At 38.8% G+C, this 25,434-nt stretch carries 20 protein-coding genes and 4 tRNA genes; 4 read left to right on the top strand and 20 right to left on the bottom strand.

All coding sequences use genetic code 11. The features are described from left to right. Nucleotide 1: 1 nt before the first annotated feature. The 15 genes from rpoC to recF all read right to left on the bottom strand — a co-directional run bounded on the left by rpoC (nt 2) and on the right by recF (nt 14,993). Nucleotides 2-4,309 carry a DNA-directed RNA polymerase subunit beta' gene (gene rpoC / locus JMN32_RS11290; RefSeq protein ID WP_202856438.1) on the bottom strand — a complete coding sequence of 1,436 codons (4,308 nt, stop codon included), beginning with the start codon at nt 4,307-4,309 and terminating at the stop codon, nt 2-4. 61 nt (nt 4,310-4,370) lie between these two features. Continuing rightward, nucleotides 4,371-8,243, bottom strand: coding sequence for a DNA-directed RNA polymerase subunit beta (gene rpoB, locus JMN32_RS11285; protein WP_202856437.1), 3,873 nt, complete (start codon nt 8,241-8,243; stop codon nt 4,371-4,373). A gap of 157 nt (nt 8,244-8,400) precedes the next feature. After that, nucleotides 8,401-8,781 carry a 50S ribosomal protein L7/L12 gene (gene rplL, locus JMN32_RS11280; RefSeq protein ID WP_202856436.1) on the bottom strand — a complete coding sequence of 127 codons (381 nt, stop codon included), beginning with the start codon at nt 8,779-8,781 and terminating at the stop codon, nt 8,401-8,403. A 46-nt stretch (nt 8,782-8,827) separates the two neighbouring features. Then, on the bottom strand, nt 8,828-9,358 hold the full coding sequence (gene rplJ / locus JMN32_RS11275; RefSeq protein ID WP_202856435.1) for a 50S ribosomal protein L10: 531 nt from the start codon (nt 9,356-9,358) through the stop codon (nt 8,828-8,830). Further along, nucleotides 9,355-10,059 carry a 50S ribosomal protein L1 gene (gene rplA, locus JMN32_RS11270; RefSeq protein ID WP_202856434.1) on the bottom strand — a complete coding sequence of 235 codons (705 nt, stop codon included), beginning with the start codon at nt 10,057-10,059 and terminating at the stop codon, nt 9,355-9,357. Before rplA ends, rplJ begins: the two co-directional genes overlap by 4 nt. 12 nt (nt 10,060-10,071) lie before the next feature. Further along, complete coding sequence (rplK, locus tag JMN32_RS11265) at nt 10,072-10,512, bottom strand: 50S ribosomal protein L11 (RefSeq protein ID WP_202856433.1); 441 nt, start codon at nt 10,510-10,512, stop codon at nt 10,072-10,074. Nucleotides 10,513-10,516: 4 nt separating this feature from the next. After that, nucleotides 10,517-11,074 carry a transcription termination/antitermination protein NusG gene (gene nusG, locus JMN32_RS11260; protein ID WP_202856432.1) on the bottom strand — a complete coding sequence of 186 codons (558 nt, stop codon included), beginning with the start codon at nt 11,072-11,074 and terminating at the stop codon, nt 10,517-10,519. Between the two features lie 20 nt (nt 11,075-11,094). After that, the gene (secE, locus tag JMN32_RS11255) at nt 11,095-11,286 is read right to left on the bottom strand and encodes a preprotein translocase subunit SecE (protein ID WP_155170769.1); all 192 of its coding nucleotides are present in this window, start codon (nt 11,284-11,286) and stop codon (nt 11,095-11,097) included. 22 nt (nt 11,287-11,308) lie between these two features. Further along, a tRNA-Trp gene (locus tag JMN32_RS11250) sits at nt 11,309-11,381 on the bottom strand. Between the two features lie 183 nt (nt 11,382-11,564). Then, complete coding sequence (gene tuf / locus JMN32_RS11245; protein WP_202856431.1) at nt 11,565-12,752, bottom strand: elongation factor Tu; 1,188 nt, start codon at nt 12,750-12,752, stop codon at nt 11,565-11,567. Nucleotides 12,753-12,922: 170 nt separating this feature from the next. Continuing rightward, a tRNA-Thr gene (locus tag JMN32_RS11240) sits at nt 12,923-12,994 on the bottom strand. 185 nt (nt 12,995-13,179) lie between these two features. Next, nucleotides 13,180-13,252: transfer RNA gene (locus JMN32_RS11235), tRNA-Gly, on the bottom strand. 73 nt (nt 13,253-13,325) lie between these two features. Beyond that, a tRNA-Tyr gene (locus JMN32_RS11230) sits at nt 13,326-13,408 on the bottom strand. A 168-nt stretch (nt 13,409-13,576) separates the two neighbouring features. Next, nucleotides 13,577-13,888 (bottom strand): DUF721 domain-containing protein, encoded by a 312-nt coding sequence (locus JMN32_RS11225; protein ID WP_202856430.1) that lies wholly within the window; start codon nt 13,886-13,888, stop codon nt 13,577-13,579. Further along, entirely contained in the window at nt 13,869-14,993 is a 1,125-nt protein-coding gene (recF, locus tag JMN32_RS11220) for a DNA replication/repair protein RecF (RefSeq protein ID WP_202856429.1), read from the bottom strand. Before recF ends, JMN32_RS11225 begins: the two co-directional genes overlap by 20 nt. 52 nt (nt 14,994-15,045) lie before the next feature. Between recF and pdhA the strand changes: the two genes are divergently transcribed. The 3 genes from pdhA to ribH all read left to right on the top strand — a co-directional run bounded on the left by pdhA (nt 15,046) and on the right by ribH (nt 17,456). Next, on the top strand, nt 15,046-16,080 hold the full coding sequence (pdhA, locus tag JMN32_RS11215; protein WP_202856428.1) for a pyruvate dehydrogenase (acetyl-transferring) E1 component subunit alpha: 1,035 nt from the start codon (nt 15,046-15,048) through the stop codon (nt 16,078-16,080). 107 nt (nt 16,081-16,187) lie between these two features. Then, nucleotides 16,188-16,895 (top strand): tetratricopeptide repeat protein, encoded by a 708-nt coding sequence (locus JMN32_RS11210; RefSeq protein WP_202856427.1) that lies wholly within the window; start codon nt 16,188-16,190, stop codon nt 16,893-16,895. Between the two features lie 84 nt (nt 16,896-16,979). Next, nucleotides 16,980-17,456: a 6,7-dimethyl-8-ribityllumazine synthase gene (gene ribH / locus JMN32_RS11205; protein WP_202856426.1), complete on the top strand. Its 477-nt coding sequence runs from the start codon at nt 16,980-16,982 to the stop codon at nt 17,454-17,456. A 78-nt stretch (nt 17,457-17,534) separates the two neighbouring features. Here the strand turns inward: ribH and JMN32_RS11200 are convergent, their stop codons facing one another. Continuing rightward, nucleotides 17,535-19,763 carry an NADP-dependent isocitrate dehydrogenase gene (locus tag JMN32_RS11200; protein ID WP_202856425.1) on the bottom strand — a complete coding sequence of 743 codons (2,229 nt, stop codon included), beginning with the start codon at nt 19,761-19,763 and terminating at the stop codon, nt 17,535-17,537. Between the two features lie 139 nt (nt 19,764-19,902). On the opposite strand from JMN32_RS11200, the gene JMN32_RS11195 reads away from it, so the two are divergent. Next, a complete protein-coding gene (locus JMN32_RS11195) occupies nt 19,903-20,481 on the top strand; it encodes a CAP domain-containing protein (protein ID WP_202856424.1) in 579 nt (192 codons plus the stop codon). Between the two features lies 1 nt (nt 20,482). Here JMN32_RS11195 and JMN32_RS11190 read toward each other — a convergent pair whose 3' ends face one another. The 4 genes from JMN32_RS11190 to JMN32_RS11175 are packed head-to-tail and all read right to left on the bottom strand — an operon-like array spanning nt 20,483 to nt 25,422. Continuing rightward, on the bottom strand, nt 20,483-21,169 hold the full coding sequence (locus JMN32_RS11190) for a potassium channel family protein (RefSeq protein WP_202856423.1): 687 nt from the start codon (nt 21,167-21,169) through the stop codon (nt 20,483-20,485). 48 nt (nt 21,170-21,217) lie between these two features. Next, nucleotides 21,218-23,032 carry a TrkH family potassium uptake protein gene (locus tag JMN32_RS11185; RefSeq protein WP_238354438.1) on the bottom strand — a complete coding sequence of 605 codons (1,815 nt, stop codon included), beginning with the start codon at nt 23,030-23,032 and terminating at the stop codon, nt 21,218-21,220. Between the two features lie 54 nt (nt 23,033-23,086). Further along, on the bottom strand, nt 23,087-23,905 hold the full coding sequence (panB, locus tag JMN32_RS11180) for a 3-methyl-2-oxobutanoate hydroxymethyltransferase (RefSeq protein WP_202856422.1): 819 nt from the start codon (nt 23,903-23,905) through the stop codon (nt 23,087-23,089). 14 nt (nt 23,906-23,919) lie between these two features. Further along, nucleotides 23,920-25,422, bottom strand: coding sequence for a PAS domain-containing sensor histidine kinase (locus tag JMN32_RS11175; protein WP_317191773.1), 1,503 nt, complete (start codon nt 25,420-25,422; stop codon nt 23,920-23,922). Nucleotides 25,423-25,434 lie beyond the last annotated feature (12 nt).

Genomic DNA, 25,434 nt, shown 5'->3' with positions numbered 1-25,434 from the left:
ATTAATTACCTTCCTGAAGTTGTCTCTCTTTAGATTCCTCTTTTGAAGACACCAGCTCGTTATACTCATCCTGAGAACCTACGATAACATCTTTGAAAGTCCTCTGTCCTGTCCCTGCTGGTATCAAATGTCCAACAATTACGTTTTCTTTAAGTCCTAGTAATTGATCTGCTTTACCGCGTATTGCAGCCTCACTAAGCACCTTAGTGGTTTCCTGGAAAGAAGCCGCAGAAAGGAAGCTCTCTGTTTTCAACGACGCTTGAGTGATTCCTTGTAATGTAGGCTTAGATACCGCTGGCATTGCCTCTCTTACTTCAACAGTTTTAAGATCTTTACGTTTAAGGGTAGAATTCTCATCTCTTAATTCTCTAGCTGTAATGATCTGACCTGGCCTGAGGTTTTCAGAATCACCTGCATCGGTAACCACTTTCTTATCTAGAACCGCATCGTTTTCCTCACTGAACACAAACTTATCAACAATCTCGTGAGTAAGGAAACTGGTGTCTCCCGGGTCTACGATTTGAACTTTCTGCATCATTTGGCTAACGATAGCCTCAATATGCTTATCATTGATTTTCACACCTTGCAGACGGTAAACCTCCTGAATCTCATTTACTAAATATTCCTGAACAGCAGTTGGTCCTTTAATAGCAAGAATATCGGCTGGAGTAATCGCTCCATCAGAAAGTGGATAACCCGCTTTCACAAAGTCATTATCCTGAACTAGAATGTGCTTAGACAATGACACCAAATACCTCTTCTTAATACCATCTTTTGACTCAATGAAGATTTCTCTGTTACCACGTTTAATACCTCCATATGTAACAACTCCATCTATCTCACTAACTACTGCAGGGTTTGAAGGGTTTCTGGCTTCAAATAACTCAGTAACTCTAGGAAGACCCCCTGTAATATCTCTTGATTTACCCATGGTACGAGGAATCTTAGCCAGAATCTGCCCTGCCTTAATCTTCTCTCCATTTTCAACTGCCAAGTGAGCTCCCACCGGAATATTGTATGATTTACCGTCATCCTTGGTATTTACTCTAATTGCAGGGTTTTTGGTTTTATCCTTTGTATCAGTAATTACTTTTTCTCTGTGACCTGTTTGCTCATCAGACTCTTCTTTATAAGTAATCCCTTCTATAATTGATTCAAACTCAATTGCACCATCAAATTCTGAAAGGATTACAGCATTATAAGGATCCCAGAAAACAAGTTCTTGTCCTTTTTCAACTTTCTGTCCTTCTTTCACTTTAAGGAATGATCCGTAAGGTACGTGATTTGTCATTAGCACCACGCCTCTCTTCTCATCCACAACTTTAATTTCACCAGTACGTCCCATGATTACTTCAACAGCATCACCTTCCTTATTGGTTGTCTTGATAGTTCTAATTCCTTCAAACTCTATAGTACCATCAAATTTTGCTTTTATGTTAGCATCAACAGCAATGTTTGAGGCAGTACCACCAACGTGGAAGGTTCTTAATGTAAGCTGCGTACCTGGTTCACCAATTGACTGTGCTGCAATAACACCAACAGACTCACCAGCATGTACCATATTACCTGTTGCCAGGTTACGCCCGTAACATTTAGCACAACCTCCTTGCTTCGTTTCACAAGTCAGAAGTGATCTGATTTCCACTTCCTCAATGCTACTTTCGTCAATGACTCTAGCTATTTCTTCAGTAATTTCTTCTCCAGACTCACAGATGAGTTCATCTGAAAGTGGATCATAAATATCGTGAACAGATACACGTCCAAGAATTCTCTCCGATAACGCCTCAACGATATCTTCATTATCCTTGAGTGCGGTAACTGTTAATCCTCTTAATGTACCACAATCGTCCTCAGTAATTACAAGATCCTGAGCAACATCAACAAGACGCCTTGTAAGGTATCCAGCATCGGCAGTTTTTAAAGCGGTATCTGCAAGACCCTTACGAGCACCGTGAGTTGAAATAAAGTACTCGATTACGTCAAGACCTTCCTTAAAGTTGGAAAGAATTGGGTTCTCAATAATAGCTCCAACCGATCCAGCAAGGTTTTTCTGAGGCTTGGCCATCAGCCCCCTCATACCTCCCAGCTGACGAATCTGCTCTCTCGATCCCCTTGCTCCTGAGTGCATCATCATGTAGATTGAGTTAAAGCCTTGATCATCCTCAGCAAGTTTCGTCATTAGTGTATTAGTAAGCTGAGTATTTATTCTTGTCCAAATATCAATTACCTGATTGTATCTCTCATTATCGGTAATAAGACCCATCAGGTAGTTATTCCATACTGCATCTACTTCCTCCTTAGCCTGAGCAACAAGTTCCTCTTTCTCAGCTGGTATAGCCACATCATTTAGTCCCATTGAAAGACCTCCTTTGTATGCCATCTGGAAACCAAGCTCTTTTATATCATCCAAGAAATGTGCGGTTCTTGCCATTCCGGAAATCTTGAATACATCAGAGATAATTTGCTGAAGTTTTTTCTTTGTAAGGAGTTCATCAACGAAACCTACTTCCTCTGGTATATACTGGTTAAATAAAACCCTACCAGCTACGGTCTCTATAACTTTGGTTTCTAATTCGCCATTATCATTTCTAACCCTGGTTCTTACTTTAATATAGGCATGCTTAGAAAGTCTATTTTCATTAATCGCTATGATAACTTCCTCAGCGCTGTAGAACATCATTCCTTCACCATCAACAGGCTTTTCCTCTGTTCCTCTTCTACCCTTGGTTACATAGTAAAGTCCCAGTACCATGTCCTGAGAAGGCACCGTAATAGGAGCTCCGTTTGCAGGGTTTAGGATATTATGAGATGAAAGCATCAGCAATGAAGCTTCCAAAACAGCTTCCTGACCAAGCGGTACGTGAACAGCCATCTGGTCACCGTCAAAGTCTGCGTTGAATGCTGTACAAACCAATGGGTGCAACTGAATTGCTTTACCCTCTATTAATTTAGGCTGGAATGCCTGAATACCCAATCTGTGAAGCGTTGGAGCCCTGTTAAGAAGAACTGGATGTCCTTTCAAGACATTCTCCAGAATATCCCAAACTACTGGATCCTTTCTATCTACTATCTTCTTAGCTGATTTAACAGTCTTAACTATTCCTCTTTCAATCAGTTTTCTGATAATAAAAGGTTTGAAAAGCTCCGCAGCCATATCTTTAGGCAGGCCACACTCGTGTAACTTAAGTTCAGGTCCTACAACGATTACTGAACGACCAGAGTAATCAACCCTTTTACCCAAAAGGTTTTGACGGAATCGACCTTGTTTACCTTTAAGCATATCACTTAAAGATTTAAGAGCTCTATTCCCATCAGATCTCACAGCATTAACTTTTCTTGAATTGTCAAATAGTGAATCCACTGCTTCCTGAAGCATACGCTTTTCATTTCTAAGGATTACTTCAGGAGCTTTAATATCTATAAGTCTCTTAAGACGATTGTTTCTTATGATTACTCTTCTGTAAAGATCGTTAAGATCTGAAGTAGCAAACCTACCTCCATCAAGAGGGACCAATGGTCTTAATTCTGGTGGAATTACAGGAACCATTTTTATAACCATCCACTCAGGACGGTTTTCGATTCTGGTTCGAGCTTCTCTAAAAGCTTCAACTACCTTCAACCTTTTCAATGCTTCCGCTTTTCTCTGCTGAGAAGTATCTGTAGCAGCCTGATGTCTCAGTTCGTAAGAAAGTTCATCCAGTTGGATTCTTGCCAACAACATTTCAAGAGCCTCTGCTCCCATTTTAGCAATGAACTTGTTAGGATCATCGTTATCAAGAAGTTGGTTTTCTCTAGGCAATTTATCCAAGATATCCAGATACTCATCCTCAGTAAGGAAATCCATCTTTGCCAGACCGTCTTCCTCTTTGATACCAGCTTGAATAACTACATATCGCTCATAATATATGATTTGATCTAGCTTCTTTGTAGGTAGCCCAAGCAAATAGCCAATTTTATTAGGTAATGACTTGAAGTACCAAATGTGAGCAACCGGAACAACAAGTTCTATGTGCCCCATTCTTTCTCTTCTTACTTTCTTCTCGGTAACTTCAACACCACACCTGTCGCAAATGATACCTTTGTACCGTATTCTTTTATATTTACCACAATGACATTCCCAATCTTTAACTGGACCGAAAATTCTTTCACAGAATAATCCGCCCATCTCAGGCTTGTAAGTCCTGTAATTTATGGTTTCCGGTTGTGTGACTTCACCGTGAGAACTCTCAAGAATAGATTCAGGTGATGCCAAACTAATGGTAACCTTAGAAAAATCAAGGTTTAGTTTTTTATTCTTTCTGAACGACATAGTTTGATTATTTAATGTCTATAGCCGGGAGATAAACTCCCAGCCATCAATATTTTAAATATTAGTCTAAAGTAATTTCCAATGCAAGTCCACGCAATTCATGAACTAAAACATTGAATGACTCAGGAATGTTAGGTTTTTTCATATTTTCACCTTTTACTATAGCCTCGTAAGCTTTAGCCCTTCCGATTACGTCGTCCGACTTAATGGTAAGGATTTCCTGAAGAACGTGTGATGCACCGAATGCCTCAAGAGCCCAAACTTCCATCTCACCAAACCTCTGTCCACCGAACTGAGCTTTACCTCCAAGCGGTTGTTGAGTAATCAATGAGTACGGTCCTATAGATCTTGCGTGCATTTTATCATCAACCAAGTGACCTAACTTAAGCATATAAGCTATACCTACTGTAACCGGTTGATCAAATCGCTGCCCCGTAAGCCCATCATAAAGGTACGCTCTACCATATTCAGGAAGACTTGCTTCCTTCAATTCCTTGGCTACTTCATCCATTGAAGCTCCATCAAAAATTGGAGTGGCATACTTTCTTCCTAGCTCAAGACCAGCCCATGCCAATACTGTTTCATAAATCTGTCCCAAGTTCATCCTAGAAGGTACACCAAGTGGATTCAAACAGATATCAACAGGCGTTCCATCCTCAAGGAATGGCATGTCCTCAGTTCTAACGATTCTCGCGACCACACCTTTGTTACCATGTCGCCCAGCCATTTTATCACCTACCTTAAGTTTTCTCTTTTTAGCTATATAAACTTTAGCTAGCTGTACAATACCGGCAGGTAACTCGTCACCAACCTCCAAAGTAAACCTTTCTCTCTTGAAATCACCTGCTATCTCGTTACGTTTGATATTGTAACTTTTAACAAGTCTAAACACTAAATCGTTTACTTTCTCTTCAGTTGTCCAGTTATCAAGTATAACATCAGAAATTAAATTTACCTCTTCAGGTACGTTATATGTACTTTCGTCTTTATAAATATTCTTTTCAGGGAATAAGTTCTGCTCAATATTTCTAGCATTAAATTTCACTCCTTTGCTGATAAGTTCATCCCCAAATTTGTGCTTAACCCCCTGACATGCTTTACCATCAAGCAACTGAGTTAGCTTCTCAATCATTTGAGACCTTAAAGCTAATAACTGCTTAGTGTATTTATTCTTAAGTATTTCTACCTCCTTCTTAGATTTTGCTCTAAGGTCTTTATCCTTCTTAGGACGTGAGAAGAGTTTTGTATCTATAACCACGCCCCTCAATGATGGAGGAGCCTTCATAGATGCATCTTTTACATCTCCTGCCTTATCTCCAAAAATAGCTCTTAAAAGTTTCTCTTCCGGCGTAGGGTCTGTTTCTCCTTTAGGGGTGATCTTTCCAATAAGGATATCTCCCTCCTTAACCTCTGCACCAACTCTTATGATACCATTTTCATCAAGGTGCTTCACAGCCTCTTCACTAACGTTAGGAATTTCAGAGGTCAATTCCTCTTCTCCTCTTTTGGTATCTCTAACTTCAAGTTCATACTCATCTATGTGAATAGAAGTATAAACATCGTCACGAACTACCTTCTCAGAAATAACAATCGCATCCTCGAAGTTGTACCCTTGCCAAGGCATGTATGCTACTCTAAGGTTTCTACCTAAAGCCAGCTCTCCTCCTTGTGTTGCGTATCCTTCAACAAGAGGTTGACCTTTCAAAATCCTTTCTCCTTTTTTAACTATAGGAGTAAGATTGATGCAAGTATCCTGATTCGTTCTTCTGAACTTAATCAGGTTATATGTTTTAAAGTCATCATCAAAGTTGATAAGAAGATCATCTTCATCCATATCATACTTTACAACGATTTTCTTAGCATCAACAAATTCAACTTCTCCATCCGCCTCTGCCAATACCAGTGCTCTAGAATCCAGTGCTACCCTGCCTTCCAGTCCTGTTCCAACAATTGGTGCTTCTGGTTTCATCAAAGGCACTGCCTGGCGCTGCATGTTTGATCCCATCAATGCACGGTTTGCATCATCATGCTCAAGGAAAGGAATAAGTGAAGCCGCTACAGATACAATCTGGTTTGGCGCAACGTCCATATAACGAACCTCAGCGGGTTCCACTACTGGGAAGTCTCCTTCAAACCTGGCCTTAACCCTTTCATTTATAAACTTACCGTCGTCCTCCAATGGAGCGTTAGCTTGTGCAATATTGTGAGTATCCTCCTCTTCTGCAGTAAGGTACTTCACATCTCCTGACATTACCACTTTGCCCTCATGCACTTCTCTATAAGGCGTTTCAATGAAGCCCATATTATTCACTTTGGCATGAACACAAAGTGAAGAAATCAGACCAATATTAGGTCCCTCTGGTGTTTCAATTGTACACAACCTTCCGTAGTGAGTATAATGAACATCTCGAACCTCAAAACCTGCTCTCTCTCGAGAGAGACCACCTGGCCCTAATGCAGACATCCTTCTCTTGTGAGTAATCTCAGCAAGAGGGTTTGTCTGATCCATAAACTGGGACAATTGGTTTGTTCCGAAAAAGGAGTTAATTACAGAAGACAATGTACGCGCATTAATTAGGTCAACAGGCTTAAAGTCTTCATTATCTCTCACGTTCATTCTCTCCTTGATCGTTCTTGCCATTCTAGCAAGACCAACCCCAAATTGAGTATATAGCTGCTCACCTACAGTTCTTACACGTCTGTTACTCAAGTGATCAATATCATCAACTACCGCTTTAGAATTGATAAGACCGATAAGATACTTAACAATGAGTATAATATCCTCTGTTGTCAATACCCTTTGGTCTGAGTCGATGTCAAGCCCCAGTTTTTTATTAATCCTGTACCTACCTACTTCTCCTAAGTCATACCTTTTCTCACTAAAGAATAAACTTTGGATAATATCACGTGCTGTTTGCTCATCAGGAGCTTCCGTGTTTCTTAATTGACGATAGATTTGCTCAACAGCCTCTTTCTCTGAGTTTGAGTTATCTTTCGACAATGTATTGAATATAATAGTATAATCAGTAACATTTACATCTTCCCTATGAAGAATAACCGACTTTGATCCAGAATCAACAATGGTTTCAATATCCTCCTCAGTAAGAATATGATCCCTTTCCAGTAGAACCTCGTTTCTATCAATAGAAACTACCTCTCCTGTATCCTCATCCACAAAGTCCTCTGTCCACGTCTTTAAAACCCTTGCTGCAAGTTTTCTGCCGGCAGCATTCTTTAGATCCTTTTTTGTAGCCTTAACTTCTTCAGATAAACCAAAAAGGTCTAGTATATCCTTATCGGTACCGTACCCTATGGCTCTTAAAAGTGTAGTTACAGGGAACTTCTTTTTACGGTCGATATAAGCGTACATAACGTTATTAACGTCAGTGGCAAACTCAATCCATGATCCTTTAAAAGGTATAATTCTGGCAGAATATAACTTGGTTCCGTTTGTATGCTTACTTTGTGCGAAGAATACACCTGGCGATCTGTGAAGCTGAGATACGATAACTCTCTCTGCACCATTGATCACGAAAGATCCTTTCTTCGTCATATATGGTATATTACCCAAGAAAACCTCTTGCTCTATAGTTTCGAAGTCCTCATGATCTTCATCATTACAGGTAAGTTTCAATTTCGCCTTTAAAGGTACTGAGTACGTCAGACCCCTGTCGATACTTTCATCAACAGAATACTTTGGAGGATCAACTATATAGTCGATAAACTCCAGTACGAAGTTTTCTCTTGAATCCGTGATTGGAAAATTTTCAGAAAAAACTTTGAATAATCCTTCTTGTTCCCTTTTTTCGGCTGGAGTTTCCAACTGGAAAAAATCCTTAAAGGACTGAAGCTGTATATCAAGGAAATCGGGATAATCTATTACTTTCTTAATAGATGAAAAACTGATTCTTGAGTTATCTTTTTTAGTAGCCAAGGCTTTAAAAATTTAAATTACAAGATATTGTAAACGCCGTGTCGTTTTACGGCTTAAATAAGTGTTGTTCGTAAATAGCTACAAACAGCAAAAGACCCCGATTAGTTTACCGGGGCCTAACTTTTTGTTAGACGAGCAAATAATATGTCGTCAAGGTTTACTTCAACTCCACTTCGGCTCCAGCCTCTTCAAGCTGCTTCTTAAGACCTTCTGCTTCGTCTTTTGCAACACCCTCTTTAATAGCTTTAGGAGCGCTGTCTACGATTTCTTTAGCTTCTTTAAGTCCTAATCCAGTCAATTCTTTCACTAATTTAACGATAGCTAATTTAGCTCCGCCTGGTGACTTAAGGATCACATCGAATTCTGATTTTTCAGCCGCAGCATCACCACCATCACCACCTGCAGGTGCAGCAACAGCAACAGCTGCAGCAGCAGCAGGCTCGATACCATGCTCTTCTTTCAAATATTCTGCTAGCTCATTTACTTCTTTTACTGTAAGTTCAACTAGTTGATCTCCAAGTGCTTTAACGTCTGCCATTTTTATTCTTATTTAGTCAATTATTCTTTTTTAATGATTTTCGATTTTAATTTTCTCTTTCAGAAAGAGTCTTCACTAAACCTCCCAAAGTGTTCTTACCGCTCTGAAGAGCAGAAAGTACATTCTTAGCAGGTGACTGAAGAAGTCCAATAACCTCACCGATAAGTTCTTGCTTAGACTTAAGTTCGGTTAATGTTTTGAGGTTTTCTTCACCTATGAAGAAATCTCTATCTATGGAAGCAGCCTTTAACAGAGGTTTTTTCAAACCTTGTTTATCTCTGTATTCTTTAATTACTTTTCCAGGTAGGTTAGCAACTTCTGAAGAGAAGATTACTCCTGAAAAACCTTTCAATGACTCGTCAAGATCCGTGTAATCACCTTCAACATTGCCGAGCGCCTTCTTGATAAGTGTGTTTTTGTATACTCCATACTCTACACCCTTATCAAAACAAACTTTTCTGAAAGCATTAACTTGTGCTACTGTAAGACCTGAAGCATCCGTAATATAGAAGTGTGGATTATTATTGAACTTCTCGGTCAGTGACTCGATTATATTTGCCTTTTCTTGCCTTGTCATGATTTTATTCCTGATAATGAATGTTTGTCAATAGTGATTGAAGGACTCATTGTGGTAGAAATGTTAATACTTTTAAAGTATGTTCCCTTCGCCGAAGCTGGCTTCAATTTTGCTATTGTACTGATCATCTCCTGAACGTTGTCTTTTATTTTCTCAGGCGTAAAAGACGCCTTTCCAACACTCGTATGGACGATACCAAATTTATCTACTTTAAAGTCGATCTTACCCGCCTTTATGTCTTGTACAGCTTTACCTACTTCTAAGGTAACTGTACCTGATTTTGGGTTAGGCATTAAACCTCTAGGTCCAAGAACCCTACCCAATCTACCAACTTTCGCCATTACAGTAGGCATAGTAATAATAACATCTATATCGGTCCAGCCTCCCTCAATCTTTTTGATATAGTCATCTAAACCTACATAGTCAGCCCCAGCATCCTTAGCTTCCTGCTCCTTATCTGGAGTACAAAGCACCAACACTTTCAGGTCTTTACCTGTACCATGAGGCAATGTAACTACGCCTCTTACCATTTGATCAGCTTTCTTAGGATCAACGCCAAGACGGATATCCAAATCAACAGAAGCGTCAAATTTGGTAAAAGTAATGTCTTTCAAAAGATTAGCAGCTTCTTCTAGGGAATATTCCTTAAATTTATCTACCTTAGCCTGCGCTGCTTTCTGATTTTTTGTCAGTTTTGCCATTTGATTCAAATTTTACTCCCAAGGAGCCGTTCCAGTTACTTTAATTCCCATACTTCTGGCTGTACCAGCAACCATCTTCATGGCAGAGTCTATCTTGAAAGCATTCAAATCAGGCATTTTAGTTTCAGCAATTGCCTTAACCTGATCCCAAGTAACACTTCCAACTTTAGTTCTGTTAGGTTCCGCAGAACCACTTTTCTTCTTAGAAGCTTCTAGCAGCATAACCGCAGCAGGAGGGGTTTTAATTACAAAGTCGAAAGACTTATCAGAGTAAATTGTAATTAATACAGGTAACACCTGTCCCTGTTTTTCTTGCGTTCTTGCATTAAACTGCTTGCAGAAATCCATGATGTTAAGTCCCTTAGAACCTAACGCAGGACCAACTGGTGGTGAAGGGTTTGCCTGACCTCCCCTAATCTGCAACTTCAAGTATCCACTAATTTCCTTAGCCATTATCTTAATCTAATTTTTCTACTTGCATATAGTTTAATTCTACAGGAGTATTCCTGCCGAATATCTTTACCATTACATTGAGCTTTTTACGCTCTTCAAATACCTCTTCAACAGTACCAGTAAAACCACTAAACGGCCCATCCATAACCTTCACGGACTCCCCTACTATATATGGAGTTTCCAACTTCTCTTCAAACTCATCAATTTCATCAACCTTGCCCAAAATTCTATTCACTTCAGACTGGCGCAACGCAACAGGGTCTTTCGAAGAACCGGTACCGTTATTACCAAGAAAACCGATAACTCCAGGGATACTTGTAACCAAGTGATTGGCTTCTCCATTACTTAAATCAGCTGACACCAGTACATAACCCGGAAAGAAGTTTCTCTCTCTGACTCTCTTCTTTCCCCCTCTCATTTCATACACCTTCTCCGAAGGAATCAATACCTGTGGAATAAAATCCTGAAGCTTTTCTCTCTCCACTTCAGTCTCCAGGTAAGTTTTAACTTTCTTTTCCTGACCGCTTACAACCCTTACCACATACCATTTTAATTCACTCATCGCTAGTCAAGTATTAGTAATTAAAATTCGTTATAAAACCAGTCCATGCCATTTTGGAATACATAGTCCATTAAGCCTATAACCAACGCAAAAATAAGTGAAGCAACTAAAACTAAAATAGAGCTGCTCTGAAGTTCACTATACTTTGGCCATGAGACTTTGTTTTTCATCTCATCATACGACTCCAGGATAAATGTCTTTAACTTATGCATCAGACTACTTGTTTAAATTTAGCACGGGTGGAGAGACTCGAACTCCCAGCCAATGGTTTTGGAGACCACTACTCTACCAATTGAGCTACACCCGTTTATAATATAATGTACCATACACATAAGCCTTTGTCAAACAAGCCACTACCCCTTCTGATTTTAACAAAAAATCAACCTGACTTATGCGCTACAATCCAAAATGGTCTGCAAAGATACGATAACTTTTCAGAAAATAAAAGCGTTCCGAGTTTTTCGGAACGCTTTCTGAGAATATTTTATTCTTAATCTAAAATTTCAGTTACCTGACCAGAACCTACTGTTCTACCACCTTCACGGATAGCGAACCTAAGTCCTTTTTCCATCGCAACCTTATTGATTAGGTTAACCTCGATAGAAACGTTGTCACCAGGCATAACCATTTCTACTCCTTCAGGAAGCATGATCTCACCAGTAACGTCAGTAGTTCTCAAATAGAACTGTGGTCTGTACTTGTTAAAGAAAGGAGTGTGACGACCACCTTCTTCTTTAGAAAGCACGTAAACCTCTGCTTTAAACTTTTGGTGAGGAGTAACAGAACCAGGCTTACAGATTACCATACCTCTTTTAATCTGGCTTTTCTCGATACCTCTTAAAAGAAGACCCACGTTATCACCAGCTTCACCCCTATCTAATATCTTTCTAAACATCTCAACACCAGTTACAGTAGATTTCAAACCTTCTGCACCCATACCTAAGATATCCACAGGATCACCACTATTAATTACACCTCTTTCAATTCTACCAGTAGCCACTGTACCTCTACCAGTAATAGAGAATACGTCTTCTACAGGCATCAAGAAATCTTTGTCTATAAGACGCTCAGGAAGAGGGATATAATCATCAACAGCATCCATCAATTCTTCAACTTTAGCAACCCACTCAGGCTCACCATTCAATGCACCAAGAGCAGAACCTTGGATTACAGGAATATCATCACCAGGGAAGTCATAATCAGAAAGCAATTCTCTGATTTCCATCTCTACAAGCTCTAGCAATTCCGGATCGTCTACTAAGTCAACTTTGTTCATAAATACAACCAAAGCTGGTACACCTACCTGACGAGAAAGAAGGATATGCTCTCTTGTCTGTGGCATAGGACCGTCAGTAGCAGCAACAACTATAATAGCACCGTCCATCTGAGCAGCACCAGTTACCATGTTCTTAACATAATCCGCGTGACCAGGACAGTCAACGTGAGCATAGTGACGCTTATCTGTTGCGTACTCAATGTGAGAAGTATTGATAGTAATACCTCTTTCTTTTTCCTCAGGTGCGTTATCAATTGAAGAAAAGTCTCTGTTTTGAGCAAGACCTTTATCTGATAATACTTTAGATATCGCAGCTGTCAAAGTTGTTTTACCGTGGTCTACGTGACCGATTGTTCCAATATTCACGTGGGGTTTTGAACGGTCAAAATTTTCTTTAGCCATATTTGAAAATCCCTAGTTTAGTTAAAATTATATTCGTTATTAAAATTATTTACCGTTTAAATGAGTATAAGGCTCATTGTACCGTACACATTACGGTAATGACCCTTTCTTTCTTTGTTAAACTCCTGTAGCTCGTTTTATTGCGATATGAAAATTTAATCATATCTTAGAGCCAAGAAGGGGATTTGAACCCCCGACCTCTTCCTTACCAAGGAAGCGCTCTACCCCTGAGCTATCTCGGCTAATTCCGCTATGCTTCAGAGCACTATGTATGCCGGGTCACCCGACCTCCTGATATTTTCAGGATGCTCTATCCCTGAGCTATCTCGGTCAGAAAAGTTCAAAGTTCATAACTTAAAGTTGTAAACTTCTTCACCTTCATTTTTCAATGAAGGTCTTATTTATCAACCTTAAACTCAAAATTTTGAGCGGGAGACGAGGTTCGAACCCGCGACCTACAGCTTGGAAGGCTGTCGCTCTACCAACTGAGCTACTCCCGCTTATATCTTAACAGTAAGAAGATAAAATTACGATTTTGCTAAGTTATCGTAAAAAATCCCTCTATTAAAAATGTGGGGGGAGCAGGATTCGAACCTGCGAAGTCATAAGACAACGGATTTACAGTCCGTCCCAGTTGGCCGCTTTGGTATCCCCCCAAAGCTTCAAAATTCAAATGAACTACCCTTTATTTGCCGACATTTCCCGTGTCGTTTTCTTTAAAGGAAGTGCAAAATTATACGCTTTTTTCTTTTAATCAAACTTTTAAAAAAAAAAGATGAAACTTTTTTAAAAAACCGCCCTCAATGCATATTCCGGGCCTTTTTCTATAGAAAAATAATCTCACCTATTACTTCCCTTCCAATTTCGCGCTCAAAAATATCAATGATCTTAGTCTTTGACAAATTAAGCTCATGCTTTAATGGGGCAGAGTTAATTTCCACAAAAAGGACTTTGTTTTTGATAAAAATCTTTCCCGTCCTATTAGCGATAGTTTTACCCATTAAACGTTCCCAGGATGATACTAACCTAGCCTCATCAAACCGCCCTCTTAAGCGGTAACCTTCCAACAGGTCATTGATTGCTTCCCCTACTGTTGATATATCAGATTTGCGAAGGTTATATTTTTTCTTCTCCATGTGTCGCTTCCTTTACGATGCCTTTATCTATTTGGTAGAAAGTGGCGTCTATATTTAACTCCTTTAAAATTTCTTTCGTTCGCTCTTCACGAGCATCTGTTATAAAAATTTGCCCAAACGTCTGATCTGCAATCATTCTGACCAATTGCTTAATACGAAAAGAATCAAGCTTATCAAAAATGTCATCTAGCAACAAAATAGGCTTAAAGCCTTTAAGCCCTTTGATTATTTCAAAATGGGCCATTTTCAAAGCCACCAAAAATGTCTTTTGCTGCCCTTGAGAACCAAATTTTTTCAAAGGCTTTCCTTCTATCATAAGTTTATAATCGTCACGATGAACCCCCATGGATGTTCTCTCCAAAGCTAAATCCTTTTTAAGATTTAAATTAAAATTTTCTTCAAAAGCCTCATCACCAACCTCTGACTTATATATAATGGTAACACTTTCTTTATTTTGCGATAATAACGAATAGTGTCGCTGAAACAGTAAAAAATAATCTTTTATAAATTCACTCCTTCTTTCAAAAATTGATTTCCCAAAAGCTAACAAAGATCTATCATAAGTATGAATAAGGTCGTAATCTACCCGACCCGTAAAAGTGAACTTCTTTAATGCACTATTCCTTTGCCTCAGATACTGATTATACTTCACCAGGTTATCCAAATACTGGTTATCCATTTGGCATAATATAGCATCGAAGAACTTTCGTCTAATCTCGCTACCTTCACGAATTACATCAACATCATTAGGGGCTATTAATACAACAGGAAACTTTCCAATATGCTCGCTTAATCTTTCATATTCCTTCCTATCTATACGAAAAGCCTTCTTTGTTCCTTCCTGAAATCCGCAACTAACTTCACTATGTTTACCCTCTTTACTAAAAACGGCTCTGATACTGAAGACCTTTTCTCCAAACCTGATATTTTGACTATCTATACTATTGAAGGCGCTTTTTGTCAATGACAGGTAATGAATAGCATCAAGAATATTTGTTTTCCCCGTTCCGTTAACCCCCACCAGGCAATTAACTTTTTCTGAGAAATTAAGTGTTATCTCTTCATAGTTCTTAAAATTAAACAAACTTAATTTTTCAATGTGCATTAACTTTTTTTACTTATTTTCGCAGTCCAGTTAAGAGTTCAAAATTAACATTATGGCAAGTACAATAAAAGAAAAGACCAAATCTAAATCTTCTGCCAAAACGAAGTTTTCCAAAGAAACTTATTTGACATGGTTTGAGAGCATGTTACTCATGAGAAGATTTGAAGAAAAAGCAGGTCAGCTTTATGGTCAGCAAAAAATTAAAGGTTTTTGCCACTTATATATAGGACAAGAGGCTTGTGTTTCCGGTGCAGTTTCTGCATTGAAAGAAGGCGACAAATATATAACTGCTTACCGCGACCATGCACATCCAATAGCTTTAGGTTCGGACCCTAAAAAAATTATGGCAGAACTGTTTGCTAAAGAGACGGGCATTTCAAAAGGAAAAGGCGGTTCTATGCATATATTTGACAAGGAACATCATTTCTACGGAGGTCATGGTATTGTAGGAGGTCAAGTACCTCTCGGTGCAGGAATTGCTTTTGCGGAAAAGTATAGTAAAACAGATAACCTTTGTATCTGCTACATGGGTGATGGTGCTGTTAGACAAGGAGCATTTCATGAGGCGTTAAACCTAGCAATGACCTGGAAGCTTCCGGTAATTTTTGTTATTGAGAACAATGGTTATGCCATGGGAACTTCTGTAAAACGTACATCTAATGTAACTGACCTCTATACTTTGGGGGAGTCTTATGATATGCCCTCCGAACCAGTTGATGCCATGTCAGTGGAAGCTGTTCATGAGTCAGTAGAAAAAGCAGCTGATCGCGCTAGAAAAGGCGATGGACCAACATTACTGGAGTTCAGAACATACAGATATAAAGGGCACTCTATGTCTGACCCTGCCAAATACCGAACCAAAGACGAAGTAGAATCTTACAAGCAGAAAGACCCTATAGAGCAAGTAAAGCAAACTCTTCTGGATAAAAAATATGCTTCAGAAGATGATATTGCAGAAATTGAATCCAGGGTAAAAGATCAAGTTGCTGAGTGCGTCAAATTCGCAGAAGAGTCTGATTTCCCAAGCGCTGAAGAAGCATTTAAAGATGTATATGCGCAAGGCGACTATCCTTACATTAAGGACTGAAACCTGGCTTAATAACCAAAGAACTTAATGCGAAACAGGATTTTTAGCAAATCCTGTTTCTTCTTTATAAAGTAATCACTAGCTTTGCAGCCTTAAAATTATTGCAGATGGCAGTTAAAAACAAAAAAACTACTGAACAGCACAACACTGATATTCTAGAAAATCCAGAAGCTTTAGCTGGTCAGATTTCAAAAACAGAAGAATTTGTAGCTCAAAACAAGGGGATGGTGTTTGGTGTCGGTGCAGTTTTGGCTCTGATAGTGGCAGGCTTCTTCGGGTTCCAATACTACAAAAGTTCTCAGAACACCAAAGCCCAAAATGAAATGTTTCAAGCTGTACATTATTTTGAGTCAGACAGTTTGGACTTAGCTTTAAATGGAGATGGTAACAACTTAGGTTTTCTGGATATTGTAGAGGAATATGGTATTTCTGATGCCGCCAACTTGGCAAATTTCTATGCCGGTGCCAGCTATCTTAAAAAAGGGGATTTTGAGTCCGCGATACTTTACCTTGAAGATTTTAGTTCTGATGATTTACTGGTGCAAGCCAGAGCGTATAGCCTGATTGGAGATGCGCATATGGAAAAAGGGGATTATGAAAAAGCTGCATCATTTTATAAAAAGGCTGCAGACTACAAGCCCAACAAATACTTTTCACCGAGATACTTATTAAAGGCAGCTCTTGCTCATGAAAAAAACAATAATAAAGAAGCTGCTATAGAGGCCTATAGTACCATTATCAGCAAATATTGGGACTCCAATGAATTTCAGACTGCGAAAAAGTATAAGGCGAAATTAACACTGTCAGCATCTTAAAATGAAATTAATAAATTTGTTAAAGGGATAAGGTTTTAATCTTTATCCCTTTTTTATTTTTAAATGAACTCTAATTATAACATAATGTCATCAGCAGATAAAAACCTAAGTGCATTTTCAAAAAAGCACCTCCCAGATATTGATACAAAGGTATTTGCCATTGTAGTATCTGAGTGGAATGAGGCGGTTACCGGAGCCATGTATGAAGGAGCTTATAATACACTTAGAGAGAATGGTGTGACCAAGGAAAACATTATAAGAAAAGATGTTCCAGGAAGCTTTGAGCTGAGTCTAGCGGCTCAATGGATGGCCAAACGTGAAGACATAGATGCGGTTATTTGTATTGGGTGTGTCATTCAAGGAGAGACTAAACACTTCGATTTTATTTGTAGTGCCGTTGCTCACGGTATTACTAATGTGAGCTTAAAGTATGATAAACCAGTTATTTTTGGTGTACTTACTCCAAACAACCAGCAACAAGCTCTGGATCGGGCTGGCGGTAAGCATGGTAATAAAGGAGATGAAGCTGCAATCACCGCCATTAAAATGCTCGGCTTTTAATTTTCAATAAAGCAACTCTCAACAAAAACGGCTGCCTACATAAGTAAGCAGCCGTTTTTATTATGAGCATATTTAAAATCAAATAGCATCAATTATTTTATTCAAAGTTTCACTTGGTCTCATGGCATTAGAAACCTTTCCAAAATCAGGATTATAATAGCCTCCAATATCCACTGTATGGCCTTGTGCAGCATTTAACTCGTCTATAACCTTTTGTTCATTTTCTGCCAGTTGCTTGGCGACATTGTCAAATATTGACTTCAACTCCGCATCTTTGTCCTGCTTTGCAAGTGCTTGAGCCCAATATAGCGCCAAATAATAATGGCTACCTCGGTTATCCAGCTCGTTGACCTTACGGGAAGGTGACTTATCATTCTCCAAGAACTGACCAGTAGCTTTGTCTAACGCTTCGGCTAAAACTTTTGCTCTTTGATTATTAAAAGTTTCTCCTAAATGCTCAAGAGATACGGCTAACGCCAAAAACTCGCCTAAAGAATCCCACCTTAGATGGCCTTCTTCAACAAATTGTTGAACATGTTTAGGTGCTGACCCTCCTGCTCCTGTTTCAAATAAACCTCCTCCTTGCATTAAAGGCACGATAGAAAGCATTTTAGCGCTTGTCCCTAATTCTAGTATAGGGAAAAGGTCCGTCAGGTAATCTCTCAATACATTCCCTGTTACTGAAATCGTATCCTTACCTTCTTTAATCCTTTCAAGCGAAAACCGAATAGCCTCAACAGGCGACATTATATGAATTTCAAGACCTGAAGTATCATAGTCTTTTATATATTTTTCAACCTTTTCGATTAACTGAACATCATGAGCCCTATCACGGTCTAACCAGAAGACTGCAGGAGAGTTAGTAGCTTTAGCTCTATTAACGGCCAATTTCACCCAGTCAAAAATGGGTGCGTCCTTGGTTTGACACATTCTCCAGATATCTCCCTTCTCAACTTTGTGCTCTAACAAAACGTTGCCAGAAGTATCTGTTACTTTAACAGTTCCATTTGCCGGGATTTCAAATGTCTTATCGTGCGAACCATATTCTTCAGCTTTCTGAGCCATTAAACCAACATTGGATACACTTCCCATAGTTGCGGGATCGAACGCACCATTCTTTTTACAAAAATCAATTGTTTCCTGATAAATACCAGCATATGATCTATCCGGAATAATTGCTTTGGTATCTTGCTGGTTACCCTCAGCATTCCACATTTGACCAGATGTCCTGATCATAGCAGGCATAGAGGCGTCAACAATTACATCACTTGGAACATGAAGATTTGTAATGCCTTTATCAGAATTTACCATCGCCAGGTCAGGTCCATTTTCATAACAAGCTTTTATGTCCGCTTCTATTTCTAGTCTTTTTTCTTCCGGAAGCTTCTGTATCTCATTAAGTAGATCACCCAATCCATTATTAGGGTCCACACCTATTTCATCTAGTATTTCTCCATGTTTTTCAAAAACAGGGGCAAAGAAAACTGTTACTGCATGTCCAAAAATAATGGGATCAGAAACCTTCATCATTGTGGCTTTTAGATGCAGGGAAAATAGCACTCCTTGTTTTTTTGCATCATCTTTTTGCTCATCTAAGAAGGCTTTTAATGCCACTCTGCTCATCACCGCTGCATCGATAACTTCCCCTTCAAGTAACACTGTTTTTTCTTTCAAAATAACATTGTTACCATCATCCCCAAATAGTTCAATCTTAACATCTCCTTCCTTCTTTATTGTAACCGATTTTTCGCTTCCGTAGAAATCTCCATCAGTCATACTTGCTACATGCGATTTTGAATCAGCACTCCATTTACCCATTGAGTGAGGGTGCTTTTTAGCATAGTCTTTGACTGCTTTAGGCGCTCTGCGATCTGAGTTTCCTTCCCTTAATACCGGGTTAACTGCACTTCCTTTTACTTTATCATATTTTGCTTTAATATCTTTCTCTTCAGCTGTCTGAGGCTCATCAGGGTAATTAGGAATATTGAATCCTTGCCCTTGAAGTTCCTTTATTGCCGCTTTTAGCTGAGGAATAGAGGCACTTATGTTTGGAAGCTTAACAATATTCGCCTCAGGAGTTTTTGCTATTTCTCCCAATTCGGCTAAGTCATCAGAAATTTTTTGCGAATCTGTAAGTTGTTCAGGGAAACTAGCTAGTATTCTACCTGCCAGAGAGATATCCCTGGTTTCTACAACCACGCCAGCTGAATTGGTAAAAGCCTTAACTATAGGCAGTAAAGAAAGTGTTGCCAACGCAGGGGCTTCATCAGTCTTTGTATAAAGAATTTTAGGTGTTTTTTTTGTCATGATTTTTGTGATTTCTACTCTATGGAGGTTGCGAATTTAACAAAATTCATTATGCAATTGAAGCTCATGAATATATAAATGGAATTAAATAAACCAGTAATGGGTTTTTATCGTTGATTCTTTTTAAATATTATGTACCATGATGCACATACTACTATTTTTTATGTTAAGCCTTTTTCCTGAAAGCCTGAAGGAGAGTGCTACTGCCGACATTTGTGTAAGTTCTGAAGAACAAAAGCTTTACAATATTATCAATGAATACCGCGCTAAAAAGAAATTAAAACCCATCCCTTTCTCCGCCAAATTAACCAAGGTCGCCCAAATTCATGCTAAAGACTTATCTGACTATTACAATTTTGATCCTTCAAATGAATGTAACCCTCACAGCTGGTCTAAAAATGGTATGTGGAGTTCATGCTGTTACACTAATGATCATAAAATGGCCAAATGCATGTGGGACAAGCCCAAAGAGATAGCCGCATATGACAGCCCCGGCTATGAAATTGCCTATTACAGTTCCGTAGGTGCCAATGCGGAAGAAGGTCTTCAGGGGTGGCAGAAAAGCCCTGGCCACAACCCTCTCTTAATCAACTCAGGAATGTGGAAACAGGCAGAATGGAATGCTATAGGTATTGGAATCTATAAAGAGTATGCAGTTGTATGGTTTGGTCAACTAAAGGATGACCAATCGCAGATTATCATTTGCAACGATCGTTAATTTATTCAGGGTTCAGACATCGCTTGATATCTTTATTATTACCAAACAGCACAAGAATATCGCCCTTTTCGAAGATGGTGTTTGGTGTAACTACCCCAAGCACTTTTCTTTTTAAAGAAGGCTGGCCTATGATATTTTCCGTTTTTACCATGCGGATAATAGTTAAAATATTCAAATTAAATTCAGCTCTGAAATTGGTTTCCTGAACTGTTTTATTGACATATTCCTCCGGTAATTCAGTCTCTATAATATTGTAGTCCTCTGATATTTCGAAAGAGTCAACTACTCCTTTTATTTGAAATCTTTTGGCTAAACGGTTCGCTGACTCTTCCTCAGGTCTTATTATTTCCTCTACCCCAATAGCCTCTATTACCGTCTGGTGTAAATCTGATATAGCTCTGCCAATAATTTTCCGTGCCCCAAGCTGCTTTAAGATAGCGGTTGAAAGCGTTGACGCTCCAAAATCTTCTCCAATAGCTACGACGACAGCATCACTATCCTTTAACGGCAAGGTTTCCATAGCAGCCTTATCGCCTGAATCCAAACATATGGTATGAGTTATCTGCTCTTTAAATTCGTTGACTTTCTTCATATCCTTATCCACAGCAATTACCTCAAACCCCATTTCTGTCAGAGCAATGGAGAGTGTAGAACCGAAGTTTCCTAAACCTATAACTATATATTTCATTTGGGTAAAATTTTAAAACAATCGAACATAAGTCATATCAACCAGTCCTTAGCTTACAAAAACACTTTCGGATGGGTACCTATAACTCTGAGTTTTTGCACTAGCAATAAGTGCTGCCAACAAGGTAAGAGTACCAACTCTACCTAAAAACATTGTAATTATAAGCACGACTTTGCTAGCCTCACTTAAATCCCCGGTTATACCTAAGCTAAGCCCAACAGTGCTGAAGGCTGAAAAACACTCAAAAATTACCGAAAGCAAAGGTATATCAGGGTTAAATAAAGCCACCAAAACAACAGAAGTTCCAATAACAAGTAAAGAGAGTAAAACAACTGAGAATGCTTTTCGGACAGACTCATTCGTAATCTCTCTTCTAAAAACTTCTATTCTTTCCTTCTGTTTAGAAATACTCAGAACATTTAATATAGCTACTGCAAAAGTAGTGGTTTTCAACCCCCCGCCTGTTGAGCCTGGAGAAGCTCCTATCCACATCAAAAACAAATAAATTAACACTACCACCGCTGAAAGTGACGCCATATCCACGGTATTAAACCCTGCGGTACGTGGTGTTATAGCGCCAAAAACAGCACCTGCTATTTTTCCGTACCATGGCAGTGATTCCAATGTGTTATCAAATTCAGCAATATAATAGATTGTAAATCCAACAACTAAAAGTACTGCTGTAGTAACCAGTACCATTTTTGTATGCACGGTAAGGTGCCTGCCTCGGTGTGCATATGACTTACCTTTAAAAAGGTACATATACTTATTTACGACATAATACTTCATTGATTTATAGACATCAAAAATCACAGGAAAACCAATGCTACCGAAAAATATTAATACGGCAATAATCATCTGCATACCATACTGAAACCTAATTACTGGCTCGTAAAGTCCGTTACTCATTGTGGAAAATCCTGCATTACAAAAAGCTGAAATAGAATGAAAAACAGCATACCAAATCGCTTGTGAAGTATCAAAAATATCTGCAACGGAAAAATAGATAAAACCAGCACCAATAGCCTCTATAAGCAATGTAACTACCACAACTTTAACTATAGTATGTAGTATTTCACTAAGCTTGCTCTCATTAATAAATTCCTTTATGAATAGTGTATTCTGATAACTGGATGCTCCTTTAAAGAAAAATCCAAAAAAGGTGGTAAAGGTCATTATGCCTAAGCCACCGACTTGGATGAGTATAAGGATGATCAACTGGCCAAAATGAGTAAAACGCGTAGCTGTATCAACTACTATTAAACCGGTAACACATACCGCACTTGTAGATGTAAATAGTGCCTCCAATATAGAAAGGTGCTCTGTAGTAGCACGCGGAAGCATAAGCAGTGCCGTTCCTACCAAGATTAGTAGCAAAAAACTTCCAATAAACAGAAGCGCTGGGTTTAAGTCAAGCCGCTGAAATTTAAGCGATTTTTTAGATAGCTCAATAATGAACAGAAGAATAACACTGAACCTCAGAAAGACCACATCAGTTACAACATTTACAAATGTAATTTCACTGACTTGCCCTGAAGGAATTAGTATATTCATCAAAAGCAGCACCACTACTACTATAAACAAGAAATACTCGGAATACAGTATTTTTCTCTTTTCTGTAGATCCCAAAAGCTTCATTGTTATCCGGGAAAGGATAACAAGCAGAAAGACCGTAACGCATAAGAAGTACCAAATATGAATTAGCACTACAAGGTGAAATGAAAGCTTAAAACCTGCTTCAATTATAATACTAATAAATGCTAAAAGGCTTGTAACAAAAAGCCCTGATCCAAGCATCCATTTGATCGCCTGATTCAGGGAATTAATAATTTTAGATGAGATCAACTGGCTTCCTCTGCTCAAAATACTACCTCTGTTTTAAAGTTTAATTTGAGGAAACAAATAAAGGCAGAAAAATTAATATTGTTCTTCCTCGTTTGGAAAATCCTTTGCTTTTACGTCTTCTATATAATTACTTACAGCATCAGTGATTACCGTATACAGATCAGCGTATCTACGTAAGAACCTAGGTTTGAATTCTTTTGTAATACCCAACATGTCTTGCATTACTAAAACCTGACCATCAACATGAGGGCCTGCACCTATCCCAATGACAGGTATGGAAATTTCCTCTGCTACTTTTTTGGCTAGCTCTGCAGGAATTTTTTCCAGTACTATTGAGAAACACCCACACTCTTCAAGCAACTTGGCATCTTCAATCAACTTTTTTGCTTCTTCTTCTTCCTTCGCTCTTACAGCATACGTCCCAAATTTAAATATTGATTGCGGTGTCAAACCGAGGTGCCCCATTACCGGAACCCCTGCACTTAGTATCCTTTTTACGGACTCCTGTATTTCACTGCCTCCTTCCATTTTCACTGCATGTGCACCGGACTCTTTCATAATACGAATTGCTGACCTTAGCGCCTCCGAAGAGTTCCCTTGATATGAACCAAAAGGTATATCTACAATCACAAAGGCCCTCTCAACTGCTTTAACAACGGATGTGGCATGATAGATCATCTGGTCTAATGTAATTGGCAAGGTGGTTTCATGACCTGCCATAACATTTGAGGCTGAATCACCTACCAAAAGCACATCAATCCCGGCCCCGTCTAATATTCTTGCCATCGAATAATCATAGGCTGTAAGCATTGAAATTTTCTCCCCCCTATTTTTCATTTCCTGAAGTTGGTGGGTGGTAACTTTCTTTATATTGGATTTATGAACAGACATAGTATAAATACTTTTTAAATTTGTTTCACATTAGGAATAGTTATGGTAAAAGTAGTTCCCTCTAGTTCCACACTATTCACTTCAATTTTAGCATATAGTTTATCAGCCACTTTTTTGACTATGTATAAACCTAAACCTGAGCCCTCACTCTTCTCAGTCGCTCTGTAAAACATATCAAAGATATGGGGCAATTTAGACTCCTCAATTCCATCACCATTATCCTCTACCTTAATTACGGCTTTTTCCTCCGTTACTTTTGCCTCGACCAACACATATGCACGGTCTCTATAAAAACTTCGGTATTTAATCGCGTTAGAAATCAAGTTGTTTAGAATTATCCTTACCCGGGTCAGGTCAGAGTGAAAGGGTATACGTTGATCTACTTTAGTAATAACCTCAAGTCCCTTGGTATCTGTAGCGTTATAATAACTGGATATACTACTGTTTATTTCAACCATCAAGTTAATTGAAACATGCTCATCATTTACACGGTCATTCCTGGAAATGCTCAAAAGTTCAACCACTAAGTCATCCAAACGTTTAACACTACTTTCAATCTTATTGATACACTCCTTTTTGATAGCTTGGCTTTGTTCCATTCTGTATAGGTCAATTAGTCCTAAAACAGACCTTAACGGAGACCTTAAATCATGAGATGCATGATATACAAAGCTATCAAGTTCAAAATTTACTTTCTGAAGTTCAAGAAGGTTTTCTTTCGTTTGGCTGATGTCCTTCAAAACGCATTCAAACACTTGCTCATCAGCGTAAAGGACTGCACTAAAAGAGACCCAAATCAACTGACCCGTAACAGATTTTACCTGAATTTCAAGGTTATCCACTGATCCTTGCTCTTTTAAAAGAGTCAAGAGTCTTCTTTTCTCTCTATCATTGTAGAAAAAATCAAAGTTGAGTTGATCATCTTGGTATTGGCTAACTCCCAACATGTCCCAGAACTTATCATTGGCTTCGATTATTTTTCCTGTCTCAGAGTCACTTCGAAGCATCGCTACCAATGAATTCTGAAAAAGATTTCTATACTTTTCCTCACTTTTCCTGAGCGCATCGGCGGCCTTCTTTTGTTCTGTTATATCTGTATGTGAGCCAGAAATCCTCACAGCCTTTCCATTATCATCATGGATAATTTTTGCTTTAGATAAAATCCATCTGTACGAGCCATCCTTATGTTTTAATCTAAAGACCTCTCTATAGCTATCCGTGCAACCATTAATATAAGCTCGAAAAGTATTTATTGCTCTTTCTTTATCTTCAGGATGTAGGAGACTTTCCCACGAAAACAAACCTCTATAACCTACAGCCTCTTCTTCATCAAGCCCCAGCATAGTTTTCCAAGGCGTAGACACAAATGCCACGTTATTCTCAAAGTCCCAATCCCACAAACCATCATTAGCCCCATTTGCTGCGGCTTCATATTTATGGAGTTGATCTTTCACAGAGGAGACTCCAAGACATTTTTCTTCCAAAGCACTTTTGAAGTTTTCGTTATTGCCTTTCACATTTAACAAGAT

The sequence above is a fragment of the Fulvivirga marina genome, assembly GCF_016775155.1.
Lineage (GTDB): Bacteria > Bacteroidota > Bacteroidia > Cytophagales > Cyclobacteriaceae > Fulvivirga > Fulvivirga marina.
The sequence above is the reverse complement of the archived record's forward strand: the minus strand, read 5'-3'. Positions and strand labels throughout refer to the sequence as shown.